A 20,925-nucleotide genomic window follows, 5' to 3' on the forward strand; every position below is an offset into this window, starting at 1 on the left:
GCTCTGCCGCTGTAAAATCCACCGTCCCTGCGGACGGTAAAATCCTTCCCTTACAGCATGTCCCTTTTCCCGCCTTTCTATGCTCTCCAGCGGTATTTTCTTACCCTTTCCCAGACGTACAACATCTTGTCCTTTTTCACAAGAAACGGTAGTGGAAATTTGCTGTTGCGCCGAAATATGAAAGGGAAATGTTTTTACAATTGCACAAATAATACATGCATCTTATAACGAAATTATTTATTGGTTTTTCTGAAATATTCGCGGCCGGAGGGGAGGAAAGGTAGCTGTAGCCGTGAGAAAATCCGTATGATCCCGCCGCCAAAGGGCGGCATAAAAACCTGGGCTGTACCCTTGGGGGACAGCTTGCGAGAAGAAGGAGATTTTTCTATGAAACAACGACACGGGGCCTCTCGCCTGGGCGGACTGCTCAAACGCCGCCTGCTCCCGGCGATCCTGTCCCTTTCCATGGCCGTTTCCCTGGTCATGCCCGGCGTCGCTGCGGCGGCCGGCGGCTTTGAAACCAATCTGACCAACCTCCACGGCCTTTCCGGCACCTGGACGGCTGAGGATGACGGTTTCCACGGCGCCTCCGCCGGCGGGGACAACTTTGCCATCGCCGACGATGTGGTGGGGGCCGACGACCTGTTTATCTATGAGGCGGACATCACCTCCGACATCACCAACCCGGATTTCAACGCCTCCCTCATCTATGGGCTGAAAAATCCCAGCACCCCCAGCGAGCGCTTTTATAATTTCGGCGTCATGCCGGGGAGCAACCAATACATCCGTTTTGACCAAACCAACGGCGCTCCCCTCAGCGGCGTGCAGACCGGCGCTATTGAGGAGAAGGACACCTATCATGTAAAGATTGTCCGCAACAGCCAGACCGAGTTTGAGTTCTTCATCGACGATACCCCTGTCTATAAAACCACCCACGACAATTTCGAGGGCGGCTATGTGGGCATGATGACCAACGATAAAGGCGTTTGGCAGAATGTGAAGCTGACCATCACCGGTTCCACCCAGGGTTTTGTCTCCAACCTGACCGGCTGGACCGCCCAGAGCGGCACCTGGACCGAGACCCCGCAGGGTTATGCTTCCGACTGCGCGGGCAACTGCTTCCTGCTCTCGGATAAGGCCCTTTCCGGCGACGCCCTCTTCACCTATGAGGTGGACATGACCCCGGAGAGCAACAACAACGGCCTTGCCTTCGGCGTCAAGGATCCCCAGAACCCCACCGCCCGCTGGTACTGCTTCAGCGTGGAGGGGGACAATATCCTGATCTTTAACCAGACCGACGGCAACCCTGGGGACAGCCTGCGGGTCATCCCTCTCACCGAGGAGGAGAAGGGGATGGATACCTACCATCTCAAGGTGGTGCGCAAGGACGCTTCCTCCTTCGAGTACTACCTCGGGGAGCGGCTGGTGCAAACCGAAACCTACGCAGCCTATGAGGGCGGCACCTTCGGAGTGCTCTCCACCGGAAAAGCTGTGTTCCAGAACGCGGGCCTCACCGAGGAAGGCACCTCCATCGCAGGCTTTACATCCAACCTCTCCGGCTGGCACGGGGTTTCCGGCACCTGGAACTTCACCCAGGACGGCTATGAAGGCAACTGCGCCGGCAACCAGTTCGCCATGTCCGGCAAGGAGATCGGCGACGACGTCCTCTTTGTTTACGAGGCGGATATGACCCCCAAGACCAATGCCTCCGGCATCGTCTTTGGCGTCCAGAATCCCGACGACCCCGTCACCCGCTGGTACTGCTTCAATGTGGAGCGCACCGCTGACGGCGGCTCCAACACCATGCTCTTCGATCAGACCAACGGAACCCCCAACGTCCTGCGGGCCGAGCCTCTCACCGAGGAGGAGAAGGCCAAGGATACCTACCACATGAAGGTGGTGCGGGAAGGGGAGACCACCTTTAAATTCTACCTGGACGACAGGGAAGTCCTTGTCCAGGATTTTGCCGGCTTCGAGGGCGGCTACTTCGGCGTCATGAGCACCGGAGGCGGCATCTTTAACAACGTCAACTTCACCGAGACCGGCAAGGTTGCCGGGGAAGGCTTTGTCACCAATCTCTCCGGCTGGAGAGGCGTCAGCGGCACCTGGAGTGAGACCGAGGACGGTTACAAAGGCTCCGGCGCCGGCAATGTCTTTGCCATGTCCACCAAGGCGGTCAACTCCCACGATCCCTTCACCTTTGAGGCGGACATGGAGCTGCCCCTGGAAGAAACCGCCGGCGGCATCACCTTCGGCGTCAAGGATCCCCAGAACCCCTCCGGCAAATGGTTCTGCATCAATGTGGACCGGGGCGGTCCTCTTTCCCGGATCTTTGCCCAGACCAACGGCAATCCCGACTTTATCCATGACTTCCCCCTCACCGATGATGAGAAGGTCCAAACCACCTTCCATCTCAAGGTCGTCCGGGAGGTGGAGGACGGCCCGGTGAAATTCTACCTGGGCGACCGGCTCCTGCTGGAAAAAGAGCTGACCACCTTTGAGGGCGGCTACTTCGGCGTTATGTCCTGCAATTCCACCGTCACCTTTAACCATGTCTATTACACCATCAACGGCTCCGACGCCGCCTTCTCCTCCAACCTCACCGGCTGGCGGGGCGTCAACGGCACCTGGACCACAGAGGCCGGCGGATTCCAGGGCGTTTCCACCGGCGGCAATACCTGGGCCATTGCCGAGGACTTTGAGATTGACGGCAACACCTCCTTTATCTTTGAAGGGGATATGGAGCTCAGCGCCGGCAACCACGCCGGCGGCCTCATCTTCGGCGTCAAGGATCCGGACAACCCAGCCGGCTATCCCAGCCAGTGGTACTGCATCATGGCGGCCAAAGGCGACGGCAACTTTATGGCCTTTGCCCATAAGGATAATTCTCCCCAATTTATCGAAACCGCCGGCCTTTCCGACGGGGATAAGACCACCGAAATTTACCATCTGCGGGTAGAATATCTGGAGTCGAAGACCGCCAACTTCTACATCAACGGCACCCTTTATAAATCCATCTCCCTGCCAAACTTCGAGGGCGGCTATTTCGGCGTCATGGTGTCCGGTCCCACCACCGCCACCTTTGACAATATCAACTACTATCCCGCTGTAACACCTAAGCTGGAGGGACTGGAGCTGGTTGGCGCTGAGATGGACAAACCTTTTGACCCGGCGGAGCATTCCTACTGGGCCGAGGTGGATCACAGCGTCAGCTCTGTCAAGGTAAAGACCGACTTTGACGACACCCTTTACAGCGTCACCGTCGGCGAGCAGCAGGCCGCCCCGGGAGAGGAAGTTTCCGTCAACCTGGCTGATGGCCTCAACACCGTCCGGGTGGTGGTCCGGGATCCCGGTTCCGATCTCTCCGACACCTACACCATCAACGTCACCCGGCAGCCGGATCCGGACACCCTCTATCACGAGACGGCCCGGCCCCAGCTCCACTTCACCCCCTATATGTATCAGATGAACGACCCCAACGGCCTGTTCTATGACGACGTAACGGGGCTTTATCACCTCTTCTTCCAGTGCAACCGGCCCTTTGACACCGGTGTAGAAGGGCTTTCCGGCACCACCAGCTGGGGACATGCCATCTCCAAGGACATGATCAACTGGCGGGAGCTGCCCCTGGCTATCACCCCGGATGAGTTTGGCATGGCCTGGTCCGGCTCAGCGGTCATTGACCGGTACAACACCTCCGGGCTCTTTGAAGAAGATCCTTCCAAGCCTAACTACACGCCTCCCGGCTCCCGGATTGTGGCCTTCTACGCCAATGTAGGCGGCGAATATGGCTATACCAAGGAGAGCATGGCTTATTCCATCGACGGCGGCCAGACCTTCATCAAATATGAGGGCAACCCGGTGGTCAAAAACCCGGGCGACATCTATGGCGGCGGCCTGCGGGACCCCAAAGTCTTCTGGTATGAAAGCGAAGATCTGGAGAATGGCGGCATTTGGGTCATGGTGACGGTAGGCAACCTGAATATCTTCACTTCGCCCAACCTCATTGACTGGAAATTCTGCGGACGGCCCCAGATCAACGGCCAGGTCTTTGATTCCGAGTGCCCCGACCTCTACCCCCTGCCGGTGGACGGCGATCCTGACAATGTGAAATGGGTTTACACCGGCGGCGGTATCTTCTATATTCTGGGACATATGGAGGTAACCGGTCCCGACTCTGTCATGTTTGTCCCTGAAACCGACAAAATTTATGCCCTCAACGGCATTGCCGACCAGGGCCCGGGCAATCCGGCTCCTGAGACCTATGCCACCCAGACCTTCCACAACGAGAAGCTGGGCCGCACCATCTCCATCAGCTGGCTGCGGGATCCCTCTACCCAGTGGAAGGATAAAAACTGGAACTCCGCCCAGTCCCTGCCCATGGAGCACAGCCTCCACACGGTGGACGGCCAGGTGAAGCTCTTCAGCTACCCCGCCGAGGAGGTCAACTCCATGCGGGATGAAAAGATCCTAGACCTCAAAGACATCCAGGTGGACGAGAACAGCGAAAACGTCCTGAAGGATATCCAGGCGACCCTCTGCGATATGGACGCCACCATCACCCTGGGCACCGCCACCCAGGTGGGCTTTAAGCTGCGCACCGGGGAGGCCGGCGGCGGCCAGGAGCTTGTCATCACCTACAACCGTGAGGATGGCAAGCTCTATGTAGACAAGACCAAGACCGGCGGCGGCAGCTATCTGGGTGTCTACGAGCCCGACCTGACCCTGATGGAAGGCGATCAGATCAATCTGCGGATGATTCTGGATCAGATCTGCTTTGACGTCTACGGAAACTACGGTGAGGCCGCTGTAGCAGGTCTCATCTACACCGAGTTTGAGAACGCCGGTATGGAGTTCTTTACAAACGGCACCGCTACCATCGATTCTTTGGAGATCTACTCCATGAAGCAGATGGATCGGACCACCGATTTCCCAGATCCTGTCGTTCCCACTGAGCTGAGTGATCTGGAACTCTCCAACGGCACCTTGGCTCCTGTCTTTGACAAGGATACTCTGAACTACACCGCCACTGTGGCAAACTCCGTCTCCTCTGTCAAGGTCATGCCTACCTACACCGGTGACACCGCTGTCACCGTCAACGGCAAGGACGTCGCATCCGGTTCCTACTCCGAGGACATCGCCCTGGAGGTTGGACCTAATGCTATTACCGTAGCAGCAGGAGACAAGACCTACACCATCACCGTTACGAGAGAAGAGGAAGAACAGCCTCCTGTAGGCGAGAAACCTCTCCTGGATGGCCTGGAGTTGTCTGAAGGAACTCTTACTCCCGCCTTTGACAAAGACACCTTCTCTTACACCGCTGCCGTAGGAAACGAGGCAGAGGGTGTACAGGTGAAAGCCTTCTTTGCCGATGGCATTACAGCCATGCTGGGAGAAGAGGCGCTGGAGAGCGGCGTCTACTCTGAAGAGATCCCGCTGCGGGTAGGAGAAAACGAGATTATCGTTACCCTGAGCCTGGAAGGTGAAGAGAGCGAATATGTGATTGTGGTGACAAGGGAAGAGGAAGCGGTGACAGAGCCAGAACCCACACCTGGCACCGATAAGCCCAGCATCCCTGGCTCTGACGAAGATCAGGCAGGCGGCGGGGACTGGGATTGGCCGTCTGGCAGTGGAAATGGTTCCGCCAACGGATCTGGTTCTGGCAACAGTGACAAAGAGAACCCGTCTTCCGGAGATCACAGCATGATCGCTGGAGCACTGGCAGTCCTGACCCTGAGCGCAGGCGCTGCGGTGGTTCTCTCCCGCAAGAGAAAATAAAGGCGCAATCCCGCTGTTTCTTCGCAACAAAAAAGCCCCCCAAATGGGGGGCTTTTTTATGTCCTGCATTACCCGCACGCCTACCGGGGCGGGATGACGCGGACCTGCGGTCGGCAGGTCGCGCCCTAAGTTTTATTTAGCAACACTGCCGCGTCTCACGCGTTTTTGTTACGGACGACGCCACAGCGCGATCTGGCCGCGGGCACTGCCCGCCAGCGCGACATCCTCCACCGGTAGGTGGGCCCCTCCCAGGGCGGGATGACGCGCCCACGGCCTAGCTAAAACCGCTGTCCGCGATGCCCGCAATTATGTTGCGATTGACACTACAGCGCGGCTTGGCTGCGGCGACTCGCCGCCCGCGCGCCTAGCGACGGGCATGACGCGGCCCCTTCCGGGGCGGGATGACGCGCCCTAAGTTTTATTTAGCAACACTGCCGCGACACTCGCGACTGAGTTATCCATTGCATCACAGCGCGATCTGGCCGCGGGCACTGCCCGCCAGCGCAGTGTCTCCCAGCGGTAGCTGGTGGCAGCCCCTCATGCCGGGGCGGGCACATCCTTTTCTCTCAAGAAAAGGATGCAAAAGTGATCCAAGGGGTACGCCCCTTGGATATCCCCCTGATGGGGCTCTCTGCTTTCCCAGTAGTATGGGCGGCGATTTTTCTCCCAATCCCGGGGGCTAACACCACTGGATTCCCCCGGGATGTTCCGAAAAATCGTCGGCTGCCGCCGAAACCGCCCACGCTCCTGCGGAGCACAAGACGCGGCCCCTACCGGGGCGGGATGACGCACCCACGGTCTAGCTAAAACCGCTGTCCGCGATGCCCGCAATTATGTTGCGATTGACACCACAGCGCGGCTTGGCTGCGGCAACTTGCCGTCCGCAAGGTACAGACAAAGGGCCGGCGAACCATCGCCGGCCCTTTGCTGATAAGAAAATAAATAGGTGAGAAAAACTACCGTGTACGCAAAGTAAACCCTTCATCACTGGGACGAAGCATTTCTCAATGGCTTCAAACAGGTCAAAAGATATGCAACTTCCCGCATAAATGAAATCGTTTTTATCATAGCACTTCTTCACAAATAATGCAATATAAGTGCCTCATGTTTTTTATTCTCAGCGCTATGCCCAGGAAATCCAATATTACTTTGTACCTTTTCTTCAAAACTTCGATAGAAAACATGCAAAATCAATATTTTCTTGGCGCCGGAGCATACAACTTTTTCAAAACGTTTTTTTACAGGACGCAGAAAAGGCTTGGAGCCCAAACGGCCCCAAGCCTTTTCCCGCTTCCTTCTTCTCTTTCCTCTTCTATACCCACGAAAGGAATCGGAGCGCGGGAATCCGCGCTCCGTCTCCTATTCTTCTAAGGATTCATCCTTATTTCTTTTTGCGGGTGAGAACCACAGCTGTGCCTGCGCTCAGAGCCAGGACTGCCAGTGCTCCAGCGATCATGCTGCTGTCACCGGAGGACGGGTTCTCTTTGTCGCCAGAACCGGAACCGGTGGTGGAATCAGATCCGCTGCCAGACGGCCAATCCCAATCGCCGCCGCCTACCTGGCCTTCGTCAGAACCAGGAATGCTGGGCTTGTCGGTGCCAGGAGCAACCTGGCCGCCCTCTGCGGTGATGGTCACATTGATCTGGATGGTCAGATCCATGGGTACGCCGTCCAGGGTCAGGGCGCCGGTCGCCACATAGGTACCGGGCTCGTCAAAGTTGACGTTCTCGTAATCCCAATCGGAGACTACCAGGTCGGCGGTGCTGCCGTCGGAGTAGTTGGCGGTGACGTTCTTGTCGATCTTCTCCCAAACTTCCTCTGCGGTGGAGCCTTCCACTGCGGAGACGTTGATCTCTTCCGGAGTCAGGGACTCGATGACTGCCTCTTCCTTGACTACCACGTTGATGATAGCCGGAATGTCAGTACCCTCTACAGTACCGGTGATCTGGGTGGTGCCAGCCTGGGTCAGGTCAACCTTGGAGGTATCCCAGACAACGTCCTTGAGGACCTTAGCGCCGGACTCGGTGGTCACGGTAACCTGCGCCGGCAGGGAGGCGATGATGTCCTCGATGGTGACGTCGGAGCCCAGCTGGACCTCGATGTCAGCGATAGGATCAACCGCGGTGATCTCCTCTTCCAGGGTCAGGTATACGTCGTTGAATACGCTGTCGGAACGATAGGTCAGAAGGCCCATGTAACCGCCGTTGTACTCGGTGTCGCTAAATCTCGCAACCTCTTTATCGTCCAGGTAGGCGATAAACTCGTTGCCGTCGTAGACGACCTTCATGTCGAAGGTGCGGCTCTCCTGCTGCTCTGCGGTGAGGGGATAATCCTTGCGGATGACCTCAGCGCCGTTAATGTTCTTGAAGAACTTACCGGAGGTATTCTCAATATTGAAGCAGTACCAGGAAGCGCCGGGGTTATTGAAGTCCTGGATGCCGAAGACCAGGGAAGTGGCCTGGCCAGACAGGGTCTTGACCTTCGCCGTCAGGGTGAAGGGGGTGTCGGGGAGGATGTTCTCAGACAGGTAGAAGCAGTCGCCGGAACCAGCGTTCTGGCCCCGCATGCCGTCGCCGGTCTTGTACCAGGTGCCGCTCTTGGATACCCAGTCGGCTACGTTGGTGTTAAAGATGCGATACTCAGCGCTGATGGTGGCCTCAGCGGTGAGGCCGCCGGTGTTGCTGGTGGCTTTGACGGTGTAATCGCCTTCCGCGTCTGCTCTGAGCACAACGTAAGTATCAGTCTGCTCAACTACGGTCAGGCCATCGCCGACGTCCCAGGTGACGGACTTGTCGGTAGCGGTGATGGGCAGGACGCTGGCGTAGACGGTGAATTCCTCGCCGGGATCCACAATGTCAGGAGCGGACAGGGACAGGAACAGAGGCTCGGTGCTGGTAGCGCCTTCGCCGTTGAACATGGATTTCATCTGCCAGATGTGCAGCTCGTCGATGGTGACCTCGCCGCCCTCTACAAAGAATTCCATGCCGATGCTGCCGGGATCCGGGAAGCACAGGTCGGCCATATCGGCGTCGCCGTAGTTGCCGAATACCTCGACCACAGAGTTATCCATGAGGATCCGGATCTGCACCTTGCCGTCCTCCATGGGATGGAGGGTCCAGCTGAAGGAATCGGTGTTGCAGGGGCCGGATTTGGATTTGTCAAGGATGAGCTGCTCAGTTTCCGCGTTGTATTTGACCACCGTCTCCTGGCCGTTGCCGGTGCGGAGCTTGAAGCCAAATTCAGTGGCGGTGCCGGGATCAAAGATACCCTCGATATCGTAGTACTGGCCAGCCGCGCCGCCCAGGATGTTGCCATCCTCAGCGCTGACGGTCAGGTTCTCGGTTTCATAGATGACGTCGCTGCGATAGGACTCGATCTCCTCCGCCGGATAAGCGGTCATATGCCAGGTGCCGTCGATCTTCTTCAGGCCGGTGACACGGGGGATGGACTGAACGCCGTTCCAGCGCTTGTCGGTGAGGGTGCCGGGGGCGGAGTAATCCTGGAGCCAGTGAACCATCAGCTTCCGGTTTTGGCCGGAGCCATCGTTGTAGTAATGCTGTCCAGCATACATCTTGGAGGCGCCGCCGTTGGCGCTTTCAATCCGGCCGGTCTCAGCCTCAAAACGCCAGCCATCCTCGGTTTTCACCAGGTCGCCTACGCAGTACCAGTCACTGGACGCTACATAGAGCCATTTCTCCCCTTCGTCGGTGTTCACCGGGAAGAGGGCCGGGCACTCGGAGTGCAGCTCGCTGCCGTCCGCGAAGGTCAGGGCCTGCTCAAACTTCCAGTCGATCAGGTTTTCAGAGGAGAAGATCTGGCCACGTCCGCCGGCCACAACCATGAGCCACAGGCCGCCATCATCTAAATCCTCGGGATCTTCCTGCCACCAAACCTTCGGGTCGCGGAAGTCGTGGCCAAACTCTGTGTCGTCCTTGTCTAGGACAGGGTTGTACTTATAGGTCGTCCAAGTCACGCCATGGTCGGTGGAGTAGGCGATGGACTGAACCTGGCCGAGTTTACCTGCATGGGTGAAGATAGCCACCAGCTTGGAGTCGCCGGGCTCGTTATTGTCAAAGAACCTGGAGGTGTTGTTTTCATCGATGACCGCGGAACCGGAGAAGATGGCGCCCAGGTCATCCATGGGGATGGCCACCGGCATCTCCTGCCAGGTTACCAGGTCGGTGGACTGTGCGTGACCCCAGGTCTGGTAACCCATGCCGGGGAGCTGGGGGCTGTACTGGAAGTACATATGCCAGGTGCCGTTGCTGGAATCGTAGATCAGACCGTTGGGGTCGTTCATAAAGTTGATCTCAGGGGAGAAGTGGAACTGGGGACGGTAGGGCTCCGCCGCCATATAGTCGGCGCTGGCCTTCTTGGTCACCTTGATGGTGGTGCCCATGGAAACGCCGTCCTTGGTTGCCATAATGCTGACGGTGTTGCTGCCAACCTGAAGGGGGATCTCCTTAGAATTGCCGGAAGCGATGGCCTCGGCGGCGAAGATTTCGCCCTCAGGGCCGGTGGCCGCAATGGTCAGGTTGGTGCCCGCCTCGGCGGTGGGGGTCACGGTGACGCTGTCGGCATAGCCGGCAAAATAGGTGTAGTTTGTTACCTCCGGGTCAAATTCCGGGGTCAGCTCCAGGCTGCCGCCGGTGACAGTGAGACCGGTGAGGCCGGGAGCGGTGGCGTCAGCGCCCAGATCGGTGTACTTCACATCCTGGTAGGTGACGGAGCCGCCGAAGGTCATCAGGCCCAGGTAGCCGCTTTCGAACTTATCGTTGGTGGCGGAAACCGCCAGCACGTCGTCCACATAATAGTTGAGCATATTGCCGATGGCAATGATCTTCATCTTATAGGTGCCCTTGGTCTTATCGGGCAGGGCATAGGAGCCGACATCCCCGCCGCCTTGGCCGAAGGTGAAGATGCGGGCGTCGCCTCGGTTCAGGTCGACGTTGGCCACATAGGTGCCCGCCCCTTTGGGGTCGGTGTTGCTGGCCGCACGGAAGACCAACGCGCCAGCTGCGGTGCCGTCGATGGTGACGGTAGCTTCCAGGGTGAAGTTCTTGAGGTTGACGTCGCTCATATAGAAGACGTCGTTGCCGCTGGAATAGAGGCCGTCGTCGGTCCGGTTCCAGGTGCCGCCCACTGCGGAAAGCCCGGTCAGGTTGGTGCGGAAACCATCGGTGACCTCGGTGCCGTTGTTGACAACGGATACATTGGAGAACTGAGCTTTGGTATTCCAGGTCACAAAGCCCAGATAACCGCCGGCATAGGCGTTCTGGAACTGCTCGTATTTAGAGCCTTTGGTGTATTCAATCTTGTTATTGTTGACATACAGCTCGACTTCCTTCTCAGGGGTGACAACCACCTTGAAGGTGACAGGTTTTGTGGTGTCTACACCGGTAGCAACCTGCTGTCTGTCGATGATGCCCTCGCCCATAGCGCCAGGGCCGTCCTCAAACATCTTGACAAACAGGTTGGCGTTATCTGCGTCGCCGTCCCGGGAAAGTTCCACCGCGAAGAATTTCTTGGTAGTGCCGTCCGCGTTGCCCAGGTCAGAGTAGACATTGCTGCCGGCGCCGAACATCATGGAGGCGGAGGCGCCATCCTGGAAGAGGATGTCGGCGGAATACTCGAAGTAAGCGGTCTTGGTGTTGGAAACCGCACGGTTGTTGCCATTCAGTTTTGCCAGCTCATAGGAAGTGCGGGTGGTCATGCTCTCGCCCTTGACGTTCTCCAGGATGGTGGTGCCGTCAACGGTGGGGTTAGCGAAGATAGCGTCGGTGCTCCAGGTCATGAAGCCGCAGTAGCCCGCCTCGTAGCGCTCTTTAAAGCCGTCTACCTTGGCAGGATCCATGGAGTAGCTGACTTCCTGGCTATTAATCCAGATTTTCAGCTGCTCGTCGGAGGTCATTTCCAGTTTCACATGGACGGGCTTAGTGGTGTCCACGCCGGTAGCGCCCAGGGTGCCCTGGGGAATAATGCCGTCCAGGGTGGTACCATTCGGGCCGTCATAGAACAGCTTCAGGTTAATATTGGCGGTACCCTCCCCAGTGCGGGAGAACTCCAGGCCGAAGAAGCCGTCGGTGGTGTCGCCCTCACGTCCAATCAAGGCGGGGTCGTTGGCGCCCGCGCCGAAGATCAGGGAGGCGGTATTGCCCTCAACATAGGTAAGGTCTGCTTCATAGGTGAAAGCAGCGTTTGTTTTCTCGCCGCCCACCGCTTTGTTGTTACCGCCGGTGTTGAGCATCTCATAGGTAGCGGCGCCGTTGATGACGCTGTCGCCATCGAGATCGCCCAAGCCAACGGCGGCCGCGCTCGCTGTCAGCAGCCCGCCGGGAAGTACGCTGGTCAACGCGATGATCAGCGCAAACAGCAGGGATGCGCAACGGGTCGCGCCTTTACGCGCTTGTGAACCGTTTCTCATTCTCACATTTCCTCCTCATTGGTGTTCTTTTTCAGGGCTTTGCCCTTGGAAAAGTAAACGGCTTGTCCTTATTGAGGAACCTCCCCTTCATTTTCATGGAAAAACATCCTCATAAAGACATCATAATGCTTTGTTGTGATAACATGTCCTTCAAAAATTCGCAATATCTACCCATCCCTTACAGCATATTTGTATATTGTGTACATATTTTGAATATATCTTTTGTGTCATATTTAATTTTAAGCTTCCCAATAGAGCATAATAAACAATTTTAAGTTTAAAAATTACGCATAGTTCACAAACAATTTCATACATTTTTTTGTCTTTAATGGTAAACGATCATTATTTTTTGTCTCGCTGTAAAGTTGTTTGTCTATTTCCTCCAAAAATCTAATCAAAAATTCAGCATGTAATCTTTCTCGAAAATCTCTGTTCCTAGGCAAATACTATTTTTGTCATTTTAGCGATTTCCTGCGTTTATAAATAATTCACTTTCTGCATAAAAATATAAATTTCTTATTATTCCAGCCGCCGAATTTATATTCACCTTGTTATTTTATGGACCGCCTGGAAAGAAATCTTCATCGTTTTCACTTTAACCTTTCTCCTCCCGGCATGAGAAAAAGATTTTTCCGAGATGGCTTCCATTTTTTTCTAATTAAATGAGTGTCTTTTGCCCTTTCACTTTTTTACAAAATTTTACAACATCCACTTGAAATTTTTACCAATTATGTTTATAATTGTATTGGGAGGTGGGGGGAAATGCAAATAAAATTCACCCGCAAAGTTGACGAGCTAGGACGCATTGTTCTACCAATGGACGTAAGGAAACATATGGGCTTTGAAAAAGATCAAATTCTTGAGATTACTATTCAGGAAGATGCCATCCTGCTGCGCAAGGCCGGGGTAACATGTGCCCTGTGGGCGGCAGTGAGTTGGTGCATGCCCGAGGCCCTTACCTCATCTGTGACCCGTGTTATGAAAAGATCACCATGACACAAAGACCCTGAGTCATAAAAAAACAGCCGCAATGCGGCTGTTTTTTTATCTGTGTTTCCCGAAACCGGAAGCGGCGTCTTGGCTTTTATACGCGCGGCCCCTTATCCTCAAAGAGGAATCGGGTGGCTTTGTTAATAAGATTCTTGTCGTTTTTAAAGGTCACCAGGGCTGGAGCTTCCTCAATATCCACCCAGCGGATCTCGCTGACCTCCTCCTCCTGCTTCTGGACCCGGTCGTCCCGGGCATAGCCCAAGAAATAGACCACCTGTTTTTTTACATTGGGCTTGGGGGAATAAGATACGCATTCCCGAAACCCATTTTGCAGGTCCACGCTGAGGCCGGTTTCCTCCTTGATTTCCCGCAGCGCGGTCTGCACCTCATTTTCCCCCCGCTCCACATGGCCTTTGGGGAAGGACCAATGACCGCCGTACCGGTGCTTGAGCAGCAGCAGCTGGGTCCTGTTATCGTCCAGGAGCCGATAGACCAGGGCTCCGCATGATTTCTCCCGTTTCACACTCTTTTCTCCCTTTCTTTTCTCTACCACGGCCGTCTGCCGCGGCCAAAGACAGCTCCGGATCTTTCCCTTTCTTCCATCCCTTTTACAGGTCGATCCTATGGCTGGCGTCTCCCAGCAATCCTGTCTTTCTCCCGTCGCTCTATTCTATTACTATAGCACTTTTTATAAGGAAAGCAAAGCGCATTTTCATCCAGGCTGCGGATTTGGCTAGGCCTCCCTGCCGAAAAGCCATCCGCCGTCTTTTATCCAGCCTTTCCCTTCCGGTCCGGCCGGGTTGAGTTGACATCGGGACGCTTTTGTTGTAGTATGAGATAGTATCATCTATCTCGTATTTCCCTGCAAACACATTTTTACATCCGCGCTTGTAACTCAGCTGGATAGAGTGCTTCCCTCCTAAGGGCTAGGTGGAACAAACGCCTTTTGATATGATAACTAGATAAAATTGAATAGATTTTTAAGAATGTCCCAGTACCTCAGCAGGATAGAGGGTTCGCCTCCTAAGCGAAACGTCGCAGGTTCGACTCCTGTCTGGGACGCCACAAACTCCGCTGAAAGCCTTATTTTACAAGGTTTTCAGCGTTTCTTTATTTATGGCTTTCTATTTACGCTGAATACGAATTGTTTTCAATCTGTCATTTTTTATTCGATATTTTTTTAAGACTTTTAAGGAAATAGGCTTGCTAACACTTTTTTATTTTTGAAGAAAAATCGCTGGTTTTTTTGGAATTTGCTAACACTTTTGAAATTCTATCTTTGAAGTGCCTGCTTTAAAAATTGCTCTTTCATTTCTGGCGATAAAGATTTAATCAGTTCCAATAACGCCATATCACTATCGGTTAAGTCGGTATCTTGCTTTGGATTGTCTGTATCATCATTAAGCGTAGAATAAAATTCTTTATCCATTTTTTGTGCATTGAAACGTCTGTCCTCGTCAATGATTTCTGAATATACATCTGTAACCATTTCTGCTTCTGCGTGACCAGTATCGCCTTGTACGGACTTAACATCTCCGTTTGTCATTTTGAGTTTATAACCCGTACTTAAATGGCGTAGGCTGTGAAATACCACAACTTCATAATCGTTTTCTTCACAGAGCTTTTGAAACCTATCTCTAACAATACGGCTTTCCACGGGATTGCCATTATCCAACGCAATAACAAGGTTGTAATCATTGTAGGCACTTCCTAAAAATTCCTTTAATTCCTGCTGGTCTTTTTTATATTGCACCAATAGTTCCGCAACTGTTTTAGGTAACCAGACAACACGATTACTTGTTTCTGTTTTTGGCGTTTTCAAGACAAGCCTTGTGGTACAATGCGGTTTTTGCGTTGGGAAAATCTTTAAAATATCCTTTTCCTTTAATTTCTGCATAGCTTCTGCATTTACTCTTGAAAGTTCTTTATTGATGATTACCTTTGCATTATTTGTAGCAATGGACTCTTCATCAATAATAACATCTTCCCATGTAAGTCCTGTAATTTCTCCAATTCGCATAGAGCAGGAAAAAGCTAAGTGCATACAAATTGAAAGCAAATCATCTTCCGTGGCTTTTACCGCTTCTCGAAATGTTTGAACACTCCACACTTTTCGCCTAGTCTTTGGAATTTTTGGTAACGTAGCCAAAGACGCAGGGTTTCTTTTGTTTGTATCAATATACTCCCAGCGGATAGCTTGATTTAAGGCACAGCGGATAATATCATGTATTTTTTTGATGTTCGCTGGTTGAACACAACGACCAGTTGCTTTTCTGTTTGCCCGTGGTACTTCTGGAACGCTCAATAAATCATTGTAGTATTTTGATAGACTTTTTGTAGTTATTTCATTCAGTTTCCAATCTCCAATAATCGGATTGATATAATTTTCAATACTGCCTACCTTACTACTAAATGTACTCGGCGACCATTTAGATGTGCCATATAAATTAACAAAAATTTCTAGGAAATCACGCAATGTAATATCTTTGTCTACAACATCTAACTCCTTTTTAGAATTTTCAATCTGATGTGCAAATTGTTCCTCTAATGGAACTATCACATATCCAAATTTCTCTTGATAGTATTCTATAAAGGCTTTTCGCTGTTTTGCTTCTTTTCTTGTTTCCAGCGTGTCCCATTTTTGTTTTCTTTCTCCTGCACTATCTAAGTACCAATAAATAACTGAAAAACTTGATTTTCTTTGTTTGATTGAAGCCATAATTTTCTCTCCTTATAGTTAAATTTCATTTAACCATTTATCGAAAGAAACCTTTGATACCCGTATGGCTTTACCAGCACGAACATAACTGAATTGACCGCTTTTTACTAATGAATAAGCTACCTTTTTGCTAATGTCCAGTTGTTCAGCAATTTCCTCTACTGTATAAGTCTTTTTTTCCTTTGTAGGAGATTGTGCATTTTGTGTATCACTTATCACTATTAAGACCCCTTTCATTTGTGACAGCAACAAAATACACTCGTCTAATAAGGTCATTATAACACACCTAAATAAAAAGAGTAGATAGATTTTGTTGCTGAAACTATCAATTATAAGCAGGCAGACGGCTTTGGAAAGCTCCGTTAGTATCTCAACTATTCCCATTCTTGTGGGCAGAACCGCACCATGCGGACGTATCATTATTCTGTGAGGATAGGTCATGGCAAAACGACTTTTCCAACAGTCGCTCTCGGATCACTGCGTGGGTCGCTCGCTTTCTTTTGAAAAGGTCGTGGCGTACAGTTCCCGTGGCTCGCTATCTCACAAACGTATCTGTCTGCTTTATTCAGTTGTCAAAGAGCTGTGGCGAAAGCGTGTTGCTTTCATATAAAAGCAGGGGCAGAGCAGGAAAGAGGGGATTGAACAAATCATGCTCTGCGGTTACTGCTTGTTATTCTTCTTCGATTTCTAAGGCAATATCAAACCCTAAAATCATTTTAATAAGTGCTTCTCTGATAAGTCCCTTTAATTCCATATCTACAACAATATAGACATTGCCGTATTCATCATAGAGTGGTCGTAGACAGCACTTTGATATGTAAGGGTCATAAAATGCCAGTATCTTTTCAATCGCTTTTTCGTCCCCGTCCATTGCCTGCGAAAGCAAGTAGTAGGACGGCTTCTTCATTGTGTGTTTCATTTGCTATCATTTCTCCTTTAGTATTTTTTTCATAAGCTCTAGTGAATTGTGTCGGTTTTGAAAAACACCACTTCTTGAAATATTTTGTCTTTTTGCAATCTCGGTATCGCTCATTTCCAAGAAATAATACATCAACAAATTTTCTCGATTACGCTCAGACAAATGTTTCAAGGCTTCTGCCAGTTCATCATCACAAATACGAATATCACTACCACATACATTGAAAATCGTATAGTCCGTATCATAGTCGTCCCAGACAGCCAGATTTTCTACAACGATTTCTGGAAGTTCACAAAAAAAGCGTTTCTCCCTTTTGTCGTCGCTTTAATTTCTTCTGATAGTCCTTAACAACATGTCGGACAACTTTCTTCAAACAACTTTCAAAACGGCATTGAACTGTTTTCTGGAAGTCAGATGGTTTCATCAATCTCACCCCCTTTCCGTTACGATATGAAAAGTGGTTATCCCTCTTTCCGCACCATATAGGGAACGACAGGTGTGATTTGCTAAGTTGAAACCGAAAAAAGTTGAAAAAAATTTTTAACAAAACAAAAACAGCCCGATAATGTGTAATTACACAAACAGACTGTTTTATAAATTCTATTGATATGAATTTTTAATTCTTGTAAAGGGTGTAATGATTGTAATAGTGGACTGAAATATTTATTCAGTTGAGAACGGCAGAACGTTCTTCCGTATGCAATCATGGTATAGCCCCCTTTAACCAGAGCTATGCCTTATTTACTCCTAAGAAAAAAGGACAGTTCTGGTTATATCCAAAACCGTCCCGTTATTTTTCAAGACGCACAAAAGTGTATTATCTAGGAACGGTTTTTTTTATTTACCGCACACGATAACAGCTTTTGAATTATTACTGCATACTATATGCAAGCATTTCAAAAAATACGTTCTCATACATAGATAAAACTTTTTTGTCATAGCCTTTGTGTTCTGTAATGCCGTTTTTAGACCAGGTACTTACTTTATTACTTCGCTTGATAATATTTTGGAAAACCAAGTTATCTTCTTTATGTTGCTTGTACAGTTCTTCCAGGTTTGATTTTATCGTTGTGCTGTCCGTATCAACTAAATAAGGAACAAAACCGATCATATCTAGTCCAGGGTTAAACTGTTCTTGTAAATCAATCAAATAGGAAATATAGTTTTGAATGTTGTTTGTACTTTCTTCTTCTGCTTGTAAAGGGATCATGACGTAATCACTTGCCACGATTGCATTATTTGTATAAACGCTTGGCGTTGGTACAGTATCAATAATAATGAGATCATAGTCACTTTTTAAAGGTGCTAAAAGAGTAGCAAGCAATCTACTTTCATTTTCAAAAGTCCATGAGCGAGTTAATTTTGGCAGTAACATCAAATCAAACGTGCCAGGGATCAAGTCTAAATTATCAGTCAAATGAACAATAGAAGAAGCCAAGTTTCCATTTTTCAGTCCTTCATAAAAATTAACACGTGGCAATTCTACCTTAAATGTTTTTGCTAAGTCTTTTGTCAATGTTGCTTGTAAGTCCTTATCGATCATTAAAACTTTTAAATTAAATTTGTCTGTCAAGTAAGCAAACATAGTCGATAATTTTGACTTTCCAACACCACCTTTAAAATAATTGTTTAAGATAACAATCGCTTCATTTTTACTGTTTAAAATACGTCTTAATTCTTCAAGTATTTTGAGTTCTTCCTTCTCCATAACTACGCCCCATTCTTTTTTTGTATAGTAATATTGTATCATTAGGAATCACAAATCACAAGTGATTTGTGATTAATCACTTGTGATTTGTGATAAGTGATTTGTGATTAATATATAAAAGCCCTCTTTAAAGGGCTTTTATGCTTATTTTGAAAAAGAGATAAAATCAATATATCCCTTTTCTCCGATTTTTACAACGGCATTGTAGGACTTTCTATCTTTCGTTTTGATTCCTTTTACCAGGGTTTCTTTTCCCTCTAGTAATTCTTTTACATTTGTTTTGGTGAGTTTTTTCTTTCTAAAATGTTCAGCTAAAGTGAAGGTACATTCAGGATAATTTGAACAACCATAAAACGATTTTTTTAATACAATATTGTTGCCACACTTAGGACATTTTCCTACAAGGGGTCCCGAGCGCTTAGTGGGAATTTGTACCCCTTATCGATACAAATTCCCCGTAGGCGCTAGGGACCTCTTTAGCTCCTTGGAAGCTGTCAGTAGTATACCTAATAATTTATCTACATTCCCTTTAGTAACGTGTAACTTTCCAAATTTACAAAAGCGACTCATAGAATTATTTCCTCCCGTTAAATAATAGATAACTATTAAAAATAGACAATACTTGCTCATAAGTAACGGTACTTAAATTGTTTACTTTGGCGTGTTTCATTGCTTGATGAAACTGATTTTTAGTAAACAGTTGACGATATTCTCGATTGACCCATTTTGAAACAAAGTACGTATATAGCTTCCAATATTTATCTGGAACATCTGTGGTATGGCGGGTAAGTTTTATTAAGACACTGTTTACTTTTGGTTTAGGATGAAAGCATTCCGCTGGCAGCTTAAGCAATTGCTGAATCGAGACTTGAGTGTGCAAGAGCAACCCTAGTGTTCGGTGAATATCCAAGGTACGCTTGTAGAATCCTTCTTCAACAATCAGATAGATGTCAGACGCATGGCTTTCAAAAACCACTTTTTTAATAATTTGTGTGCTTAAATGGTAAGGAATACTCCCAACAATTTTATACCTCTGTTTGTTAGGGAATTGAAACTGTAGAATATCTTGGTGAATTAAAGTGACACGAGTATTCAGTTTTAATTTTTCTGACGATAAGTTGAATAGATGACTGTCTAATTCAATAGACGTTACCTGTTTACTTATTTTAGCCAGTTTCGTCGTTAAATGCCCTTTACCTGTTCCAATTTCGTAAACGGTATCGGTTTCTTTTAAATTCAATTGTTTTATTATTTGGTTGAGTACTTTTTCACTCGTTAAAAAGTTTTGAGAATATTTTATATTTTTGTTCATGTAATCACTCCTTCTTAATTACAAATTTTTAGCATCTAATTTAACTTCAATTCCTATTATACAAAATTTTAAGATACTGCACTATCAACACACTCTTAAGTTTGCTTCTAAGTCTTATTTCCATACTCGCTCTTAATACAATATAGTGTACCTCGTAATCTTCTTGGGCAAGAGCTTTCCATGGCTCCAAAAACCATGGCCCGACAATCCCATCTACAATTACATCATATCCGCCACGAGCATATCGCTTTGCAGCCTCTAAAAAGGCTTCAATGACAACCAGATTTTGCTTGTTGGATTCTGGCAAATGTGGTGGTATTGCGCCTTTGCTTAAGTAATGAAAAAAGTCATCGGTGTGCATATGCACTGATTTATCCATATCTGATTCCTTTGCGACAATTGACGCAGTTGTTGTTTTTCCTGTCCCCGGTGAGCCTGTAATCACAATAATTCTTCCTTGATTCATCTATATTTTCCCTCACAATTTGAATTTATCACTTTGTTCCTGCCTGCTCAATCATCTTCTTCGCAAACTCGTTTTCCCTGACCCTGGTTGCCCACCAAGTAAAAAAGCGGTTGGCGATTCAACCGCTTTTTTTCCTTGAACCAATTCTTCTAAATTATCATTTAAGCGATTTTCAAATTGTTTGTCAGTAAAATTGACTATATTTGCCATATTAAGCCACTTTCTCTTTATTCAAAACTTGTTTTGAATAGCGATTCATTGACCGCCAATACTCATGAACGGCTTGTAATTCTTCTAAAGAATAATCAAAAAGATTTACACGTTTTGCAAGCTTTAATTGGTTTAATAAATTGACTTCCAATAATTGAGAGTCATTTTTATTTAATTCATGATTCAAAACATAGTTTAATACTCGATTATAAACGCTTGCCGATAATTCGTTAATGATCTCTATTTCAAATGTTTTTTCATAAGTAACTGCCATTTCATTTTCACTCCTATTACAATAAATTTGGACAGGAAAGCCGGACAGCCAGTCCGGCTTTCCCTCCATCTCGTGCCTAAGCTACAATGAGAGGAGCAACTGGCTGACCAATCACTCCTTGGGCT

12 protein-coding genes, 1 tRNA gene and 1 pseudogene are annotated in these 20,925 nt (G+C 49.3%); 3 read left to right on the plus strand and 11 right to left on the minus strand.

The genetic code is table 11. The features are described 5' to 3' along the window. The first annotated feature begins 387 nt into the window (after positions 1-387). Positions 388-5,778 carry a cadherin-like beta sandwich domain-containing protein gene (locus WGC32_RS13215; RefSeq protein ID WP_342682549.1) on the plus strand — a complete coding sequence of 1,797 codons (5,391 nt, stop codon included), beginning with the start codon at positions 388-390 and terminating at the stop codon, positions 5,776-5,778. 1,381 nt (positions 5,779-7,159) lie between these two features. Here the strand turns inward: WGC32_RS13215 and WGC32_RS13220 are convergent. Then, complete coding sequence (locus WGC32_RS13220; protein WP_342682550.1) at positions 7,160-12,202, minus strand: GH32 C-terminal domain-containing protein; 5,043 nt, start codon at positions 12,200-12,202, stop codon at positions 7,160-7,162. A gap of 762 nt (positions 12,203-12,964) precedes the next feature. On the opposite strand from WGC32_RS13220, the gene WGC32_RS13225 reads away from it, so the two are divergent. Beyond that, entirely contained in the window at positions 12,965-13,198 is a 234-nt protein-coding gene (locus tag WGC32_RS13225; RefSeq protein WP_342682552.1) for an AbrB/MazE/SpoVT family DNA-binding domain-containing protein, read from the plus strand. 88 nt (positions 13,199-13,286) lie between these two features. Here WGC32_RS13225 and WGC32_RS13230 read toward each other — a convergent pair whose 3' ends face one another. Next, complete coding sequence (locus tag WGC32_RS13230) at positions 13,287-13,715, minus strand: bis(5'-nucleosyl)-tetraphosphatase (RefSeq protein WP_342682554.1); 429 nt, start codon at positions 13,713-13,715, stop codon at positions 13,287-13,289. A gap of 465 nt (positions 13,716-14,180) precedes the next feature. Here WGC32_RS13230 and WGC32_RS13235 point away from each other — a divergent pair. Then, positions 14,181-14,257 (plus strand) — tRNA-Arg (locus WGC32_RS13235). Positions 14,258-14,465: 208 nt separating this feature from the next. Here the strand turns inward: WGC32_RS13235 and WGC32_RS13240 are convergent. From WGC32_RS13240 to WGC32_RS13285, 9 genes and pseudogenes are all read right to left on the minus strand, one after another. Next, positions 14,466-15,911: a site-specific integrase gene (locus WGC32_RS13240; RefSeq protein WP_003423078.1), complete on the minus strand. Its 1,446-nt coding sequence runs from the start codon at positions 15,909-15,911 to the stop codon at positions 14,466-14,468. Positions 15,912-15,929: 18 nt separating this feature from the next. After that, on the minus strand, positions 15,930-16,187 hold the full coding sequence (locus WGC32_RS13245; RefSeq protein ID WP_009269671.1) for a helix-turn-helix domain-containing protein: 258 nt from the start codon (positions 16,185-16,187) through the stop codon (positions 15,930-15,932). 394 nt (positions 16,188-16,581) lie between these two features. Next, entirely contained in the window at positions 16,582-16,830 is a 249-nt protein-coding gene (locus WGC32_RS13250; protein ID WP_002323370.1) for a helix-turn-helix domain-containing protein, read from the minus strand. Between the two features lie 6 nt (positions 16,831-16,836). Then, entirely contained in the window at positions 16,837-16,962 is a 126-nt protein-coding gene (locus WGC32_RS15150) for a hypothetical protein (RefSeq protein ID WP_431834113.1), read from the minus strand. A 739-nt stretch (positions 16,963-17,701) separates the two neighbouring features. Then, positions 17,702-18,538: a ParA family protein gene (locus WGC32_RS13260; protein ID WP_021377930.1), complete on the minus strand. Its 837-nt coding sequence runs from the start codon at positions 18,536-18,538 to the stop codon at positions 17,702-17,704. 144 nt (positions 18,539-18,682) lie between these two features. Beyond that, positions 18,683-18,967, minus strand: a complete 285-nt coding sequence (locus WGC32_RS13265; protein WP_073459356.1) for a topoisomerase C-terminal repeat-containing protein — start codon at positions 18,965-18,967, stop codon at positions 18,683-18,685. Positions 18,968-19,112: 145 nt separating this feature from the next. Then, the gene (erm(B), locus tag WGC32_RS13270; protein ID WP_002292226.1) at positions 19,113-19,850 is read right to left on the minus strand and encodes a 23S rRNA (adenine(2058)-N(6))-methyltransferase Erm(B); all 738 of its coding nucleotides are present in this window, start codon (positions 19,848-19,850) and stop codon (positions 19,113-19,115) included. 46 nt (positions 19,851-19,896) lie between these two features. Further along, positions 19,897-20,526: pseudogene (locus WGC32_RS15155) on the minus strand (P-loop nucleotide/nucleoside kinase family protein). A gap of 1 nt (position 20,527) precedes the next feature. Then, entirely contained in the window at positions 20,528-20,800 is a 273-nt protein-coding gene (locus WGC32_RS13285; protein ID WP_000301765.1) for an antitoxin, read from the minus strand. Positions 20,801-20,925 lie beyond the last annotated feature (125 nt).

The sequence above is a fragment of the Zongyangia acetica genome, assembly GCF_038739695.1.
In the GTDB taxonomy this organism is placed as follows: Bacteria; Bacillota; Clostridia; order Oscillospirales; family Ruminococcaceae; genus Zongyangia; species Zongyangia gallinarum.

Coding starts and splice junctions, on each gene's coding strand:
- WGC32_RS13215 (WP_342682549.1), top strand. CDS start 388: ATGAAACAACGACACGGGGCCTCTCGCCTGGGCGGACTGCTCAAACGC.
- WGC32_RS13220 (WP_342682550.1), bottom strand. CDS start 12,202: ATGAGAAACGGTTCACAAGCGCGTAAAGGCGCGACCCGTTGCGCATCC.
- WGC32_RS13225 (WP_342682552.1), top strand. CDS start 12,965: ATGCAAATAAAATTCACCCGCAAAGTTGACGAGCTAGGACGCATTGTT.
- WGC32_RS13240 (WP_003423078.1), bottom strand. CDS start 15,911: ATGGCTTCAATCAAACAAAGAAAATCAAGTTTTTCAGTTATTTATTGG.
- WGC32_RS13245 (WP_009269671.1), bottom strand. CDS start 16,187: ATGACCTTATTAGACGAGTGTATTTTGTTGCTGTCACAAATGAAAGGG.
- WGC32_RS13250 (WP_002323370.1), bottom strand. CDS start 16,830: ATGAAACACACAATGAAGAAGCCGTCCTACTACTTGCTTTCGCAGGCA.
- WGC32_RS15150 (WP_431834113.1), bottom strand. CDS start 16,962: ATGTATTATTTCTTGGAAATGAGCGATACCGAGATTGCAAAAAGACAA.
- WGC32_RS13260 (WP_021377930.1), bottom strand. CDS start 18,538: ATGGAGAAGGAAGAACTCAAAATACTTGAAGAATTAAGACGTATTTTA.
- WGC32_RS13285 (WP_000301765.1), bottom strand. CDS start 20,800: ATGGCAGTTACTTATGAAAAAACATTTGAAATAGAGATCATTAACGAA.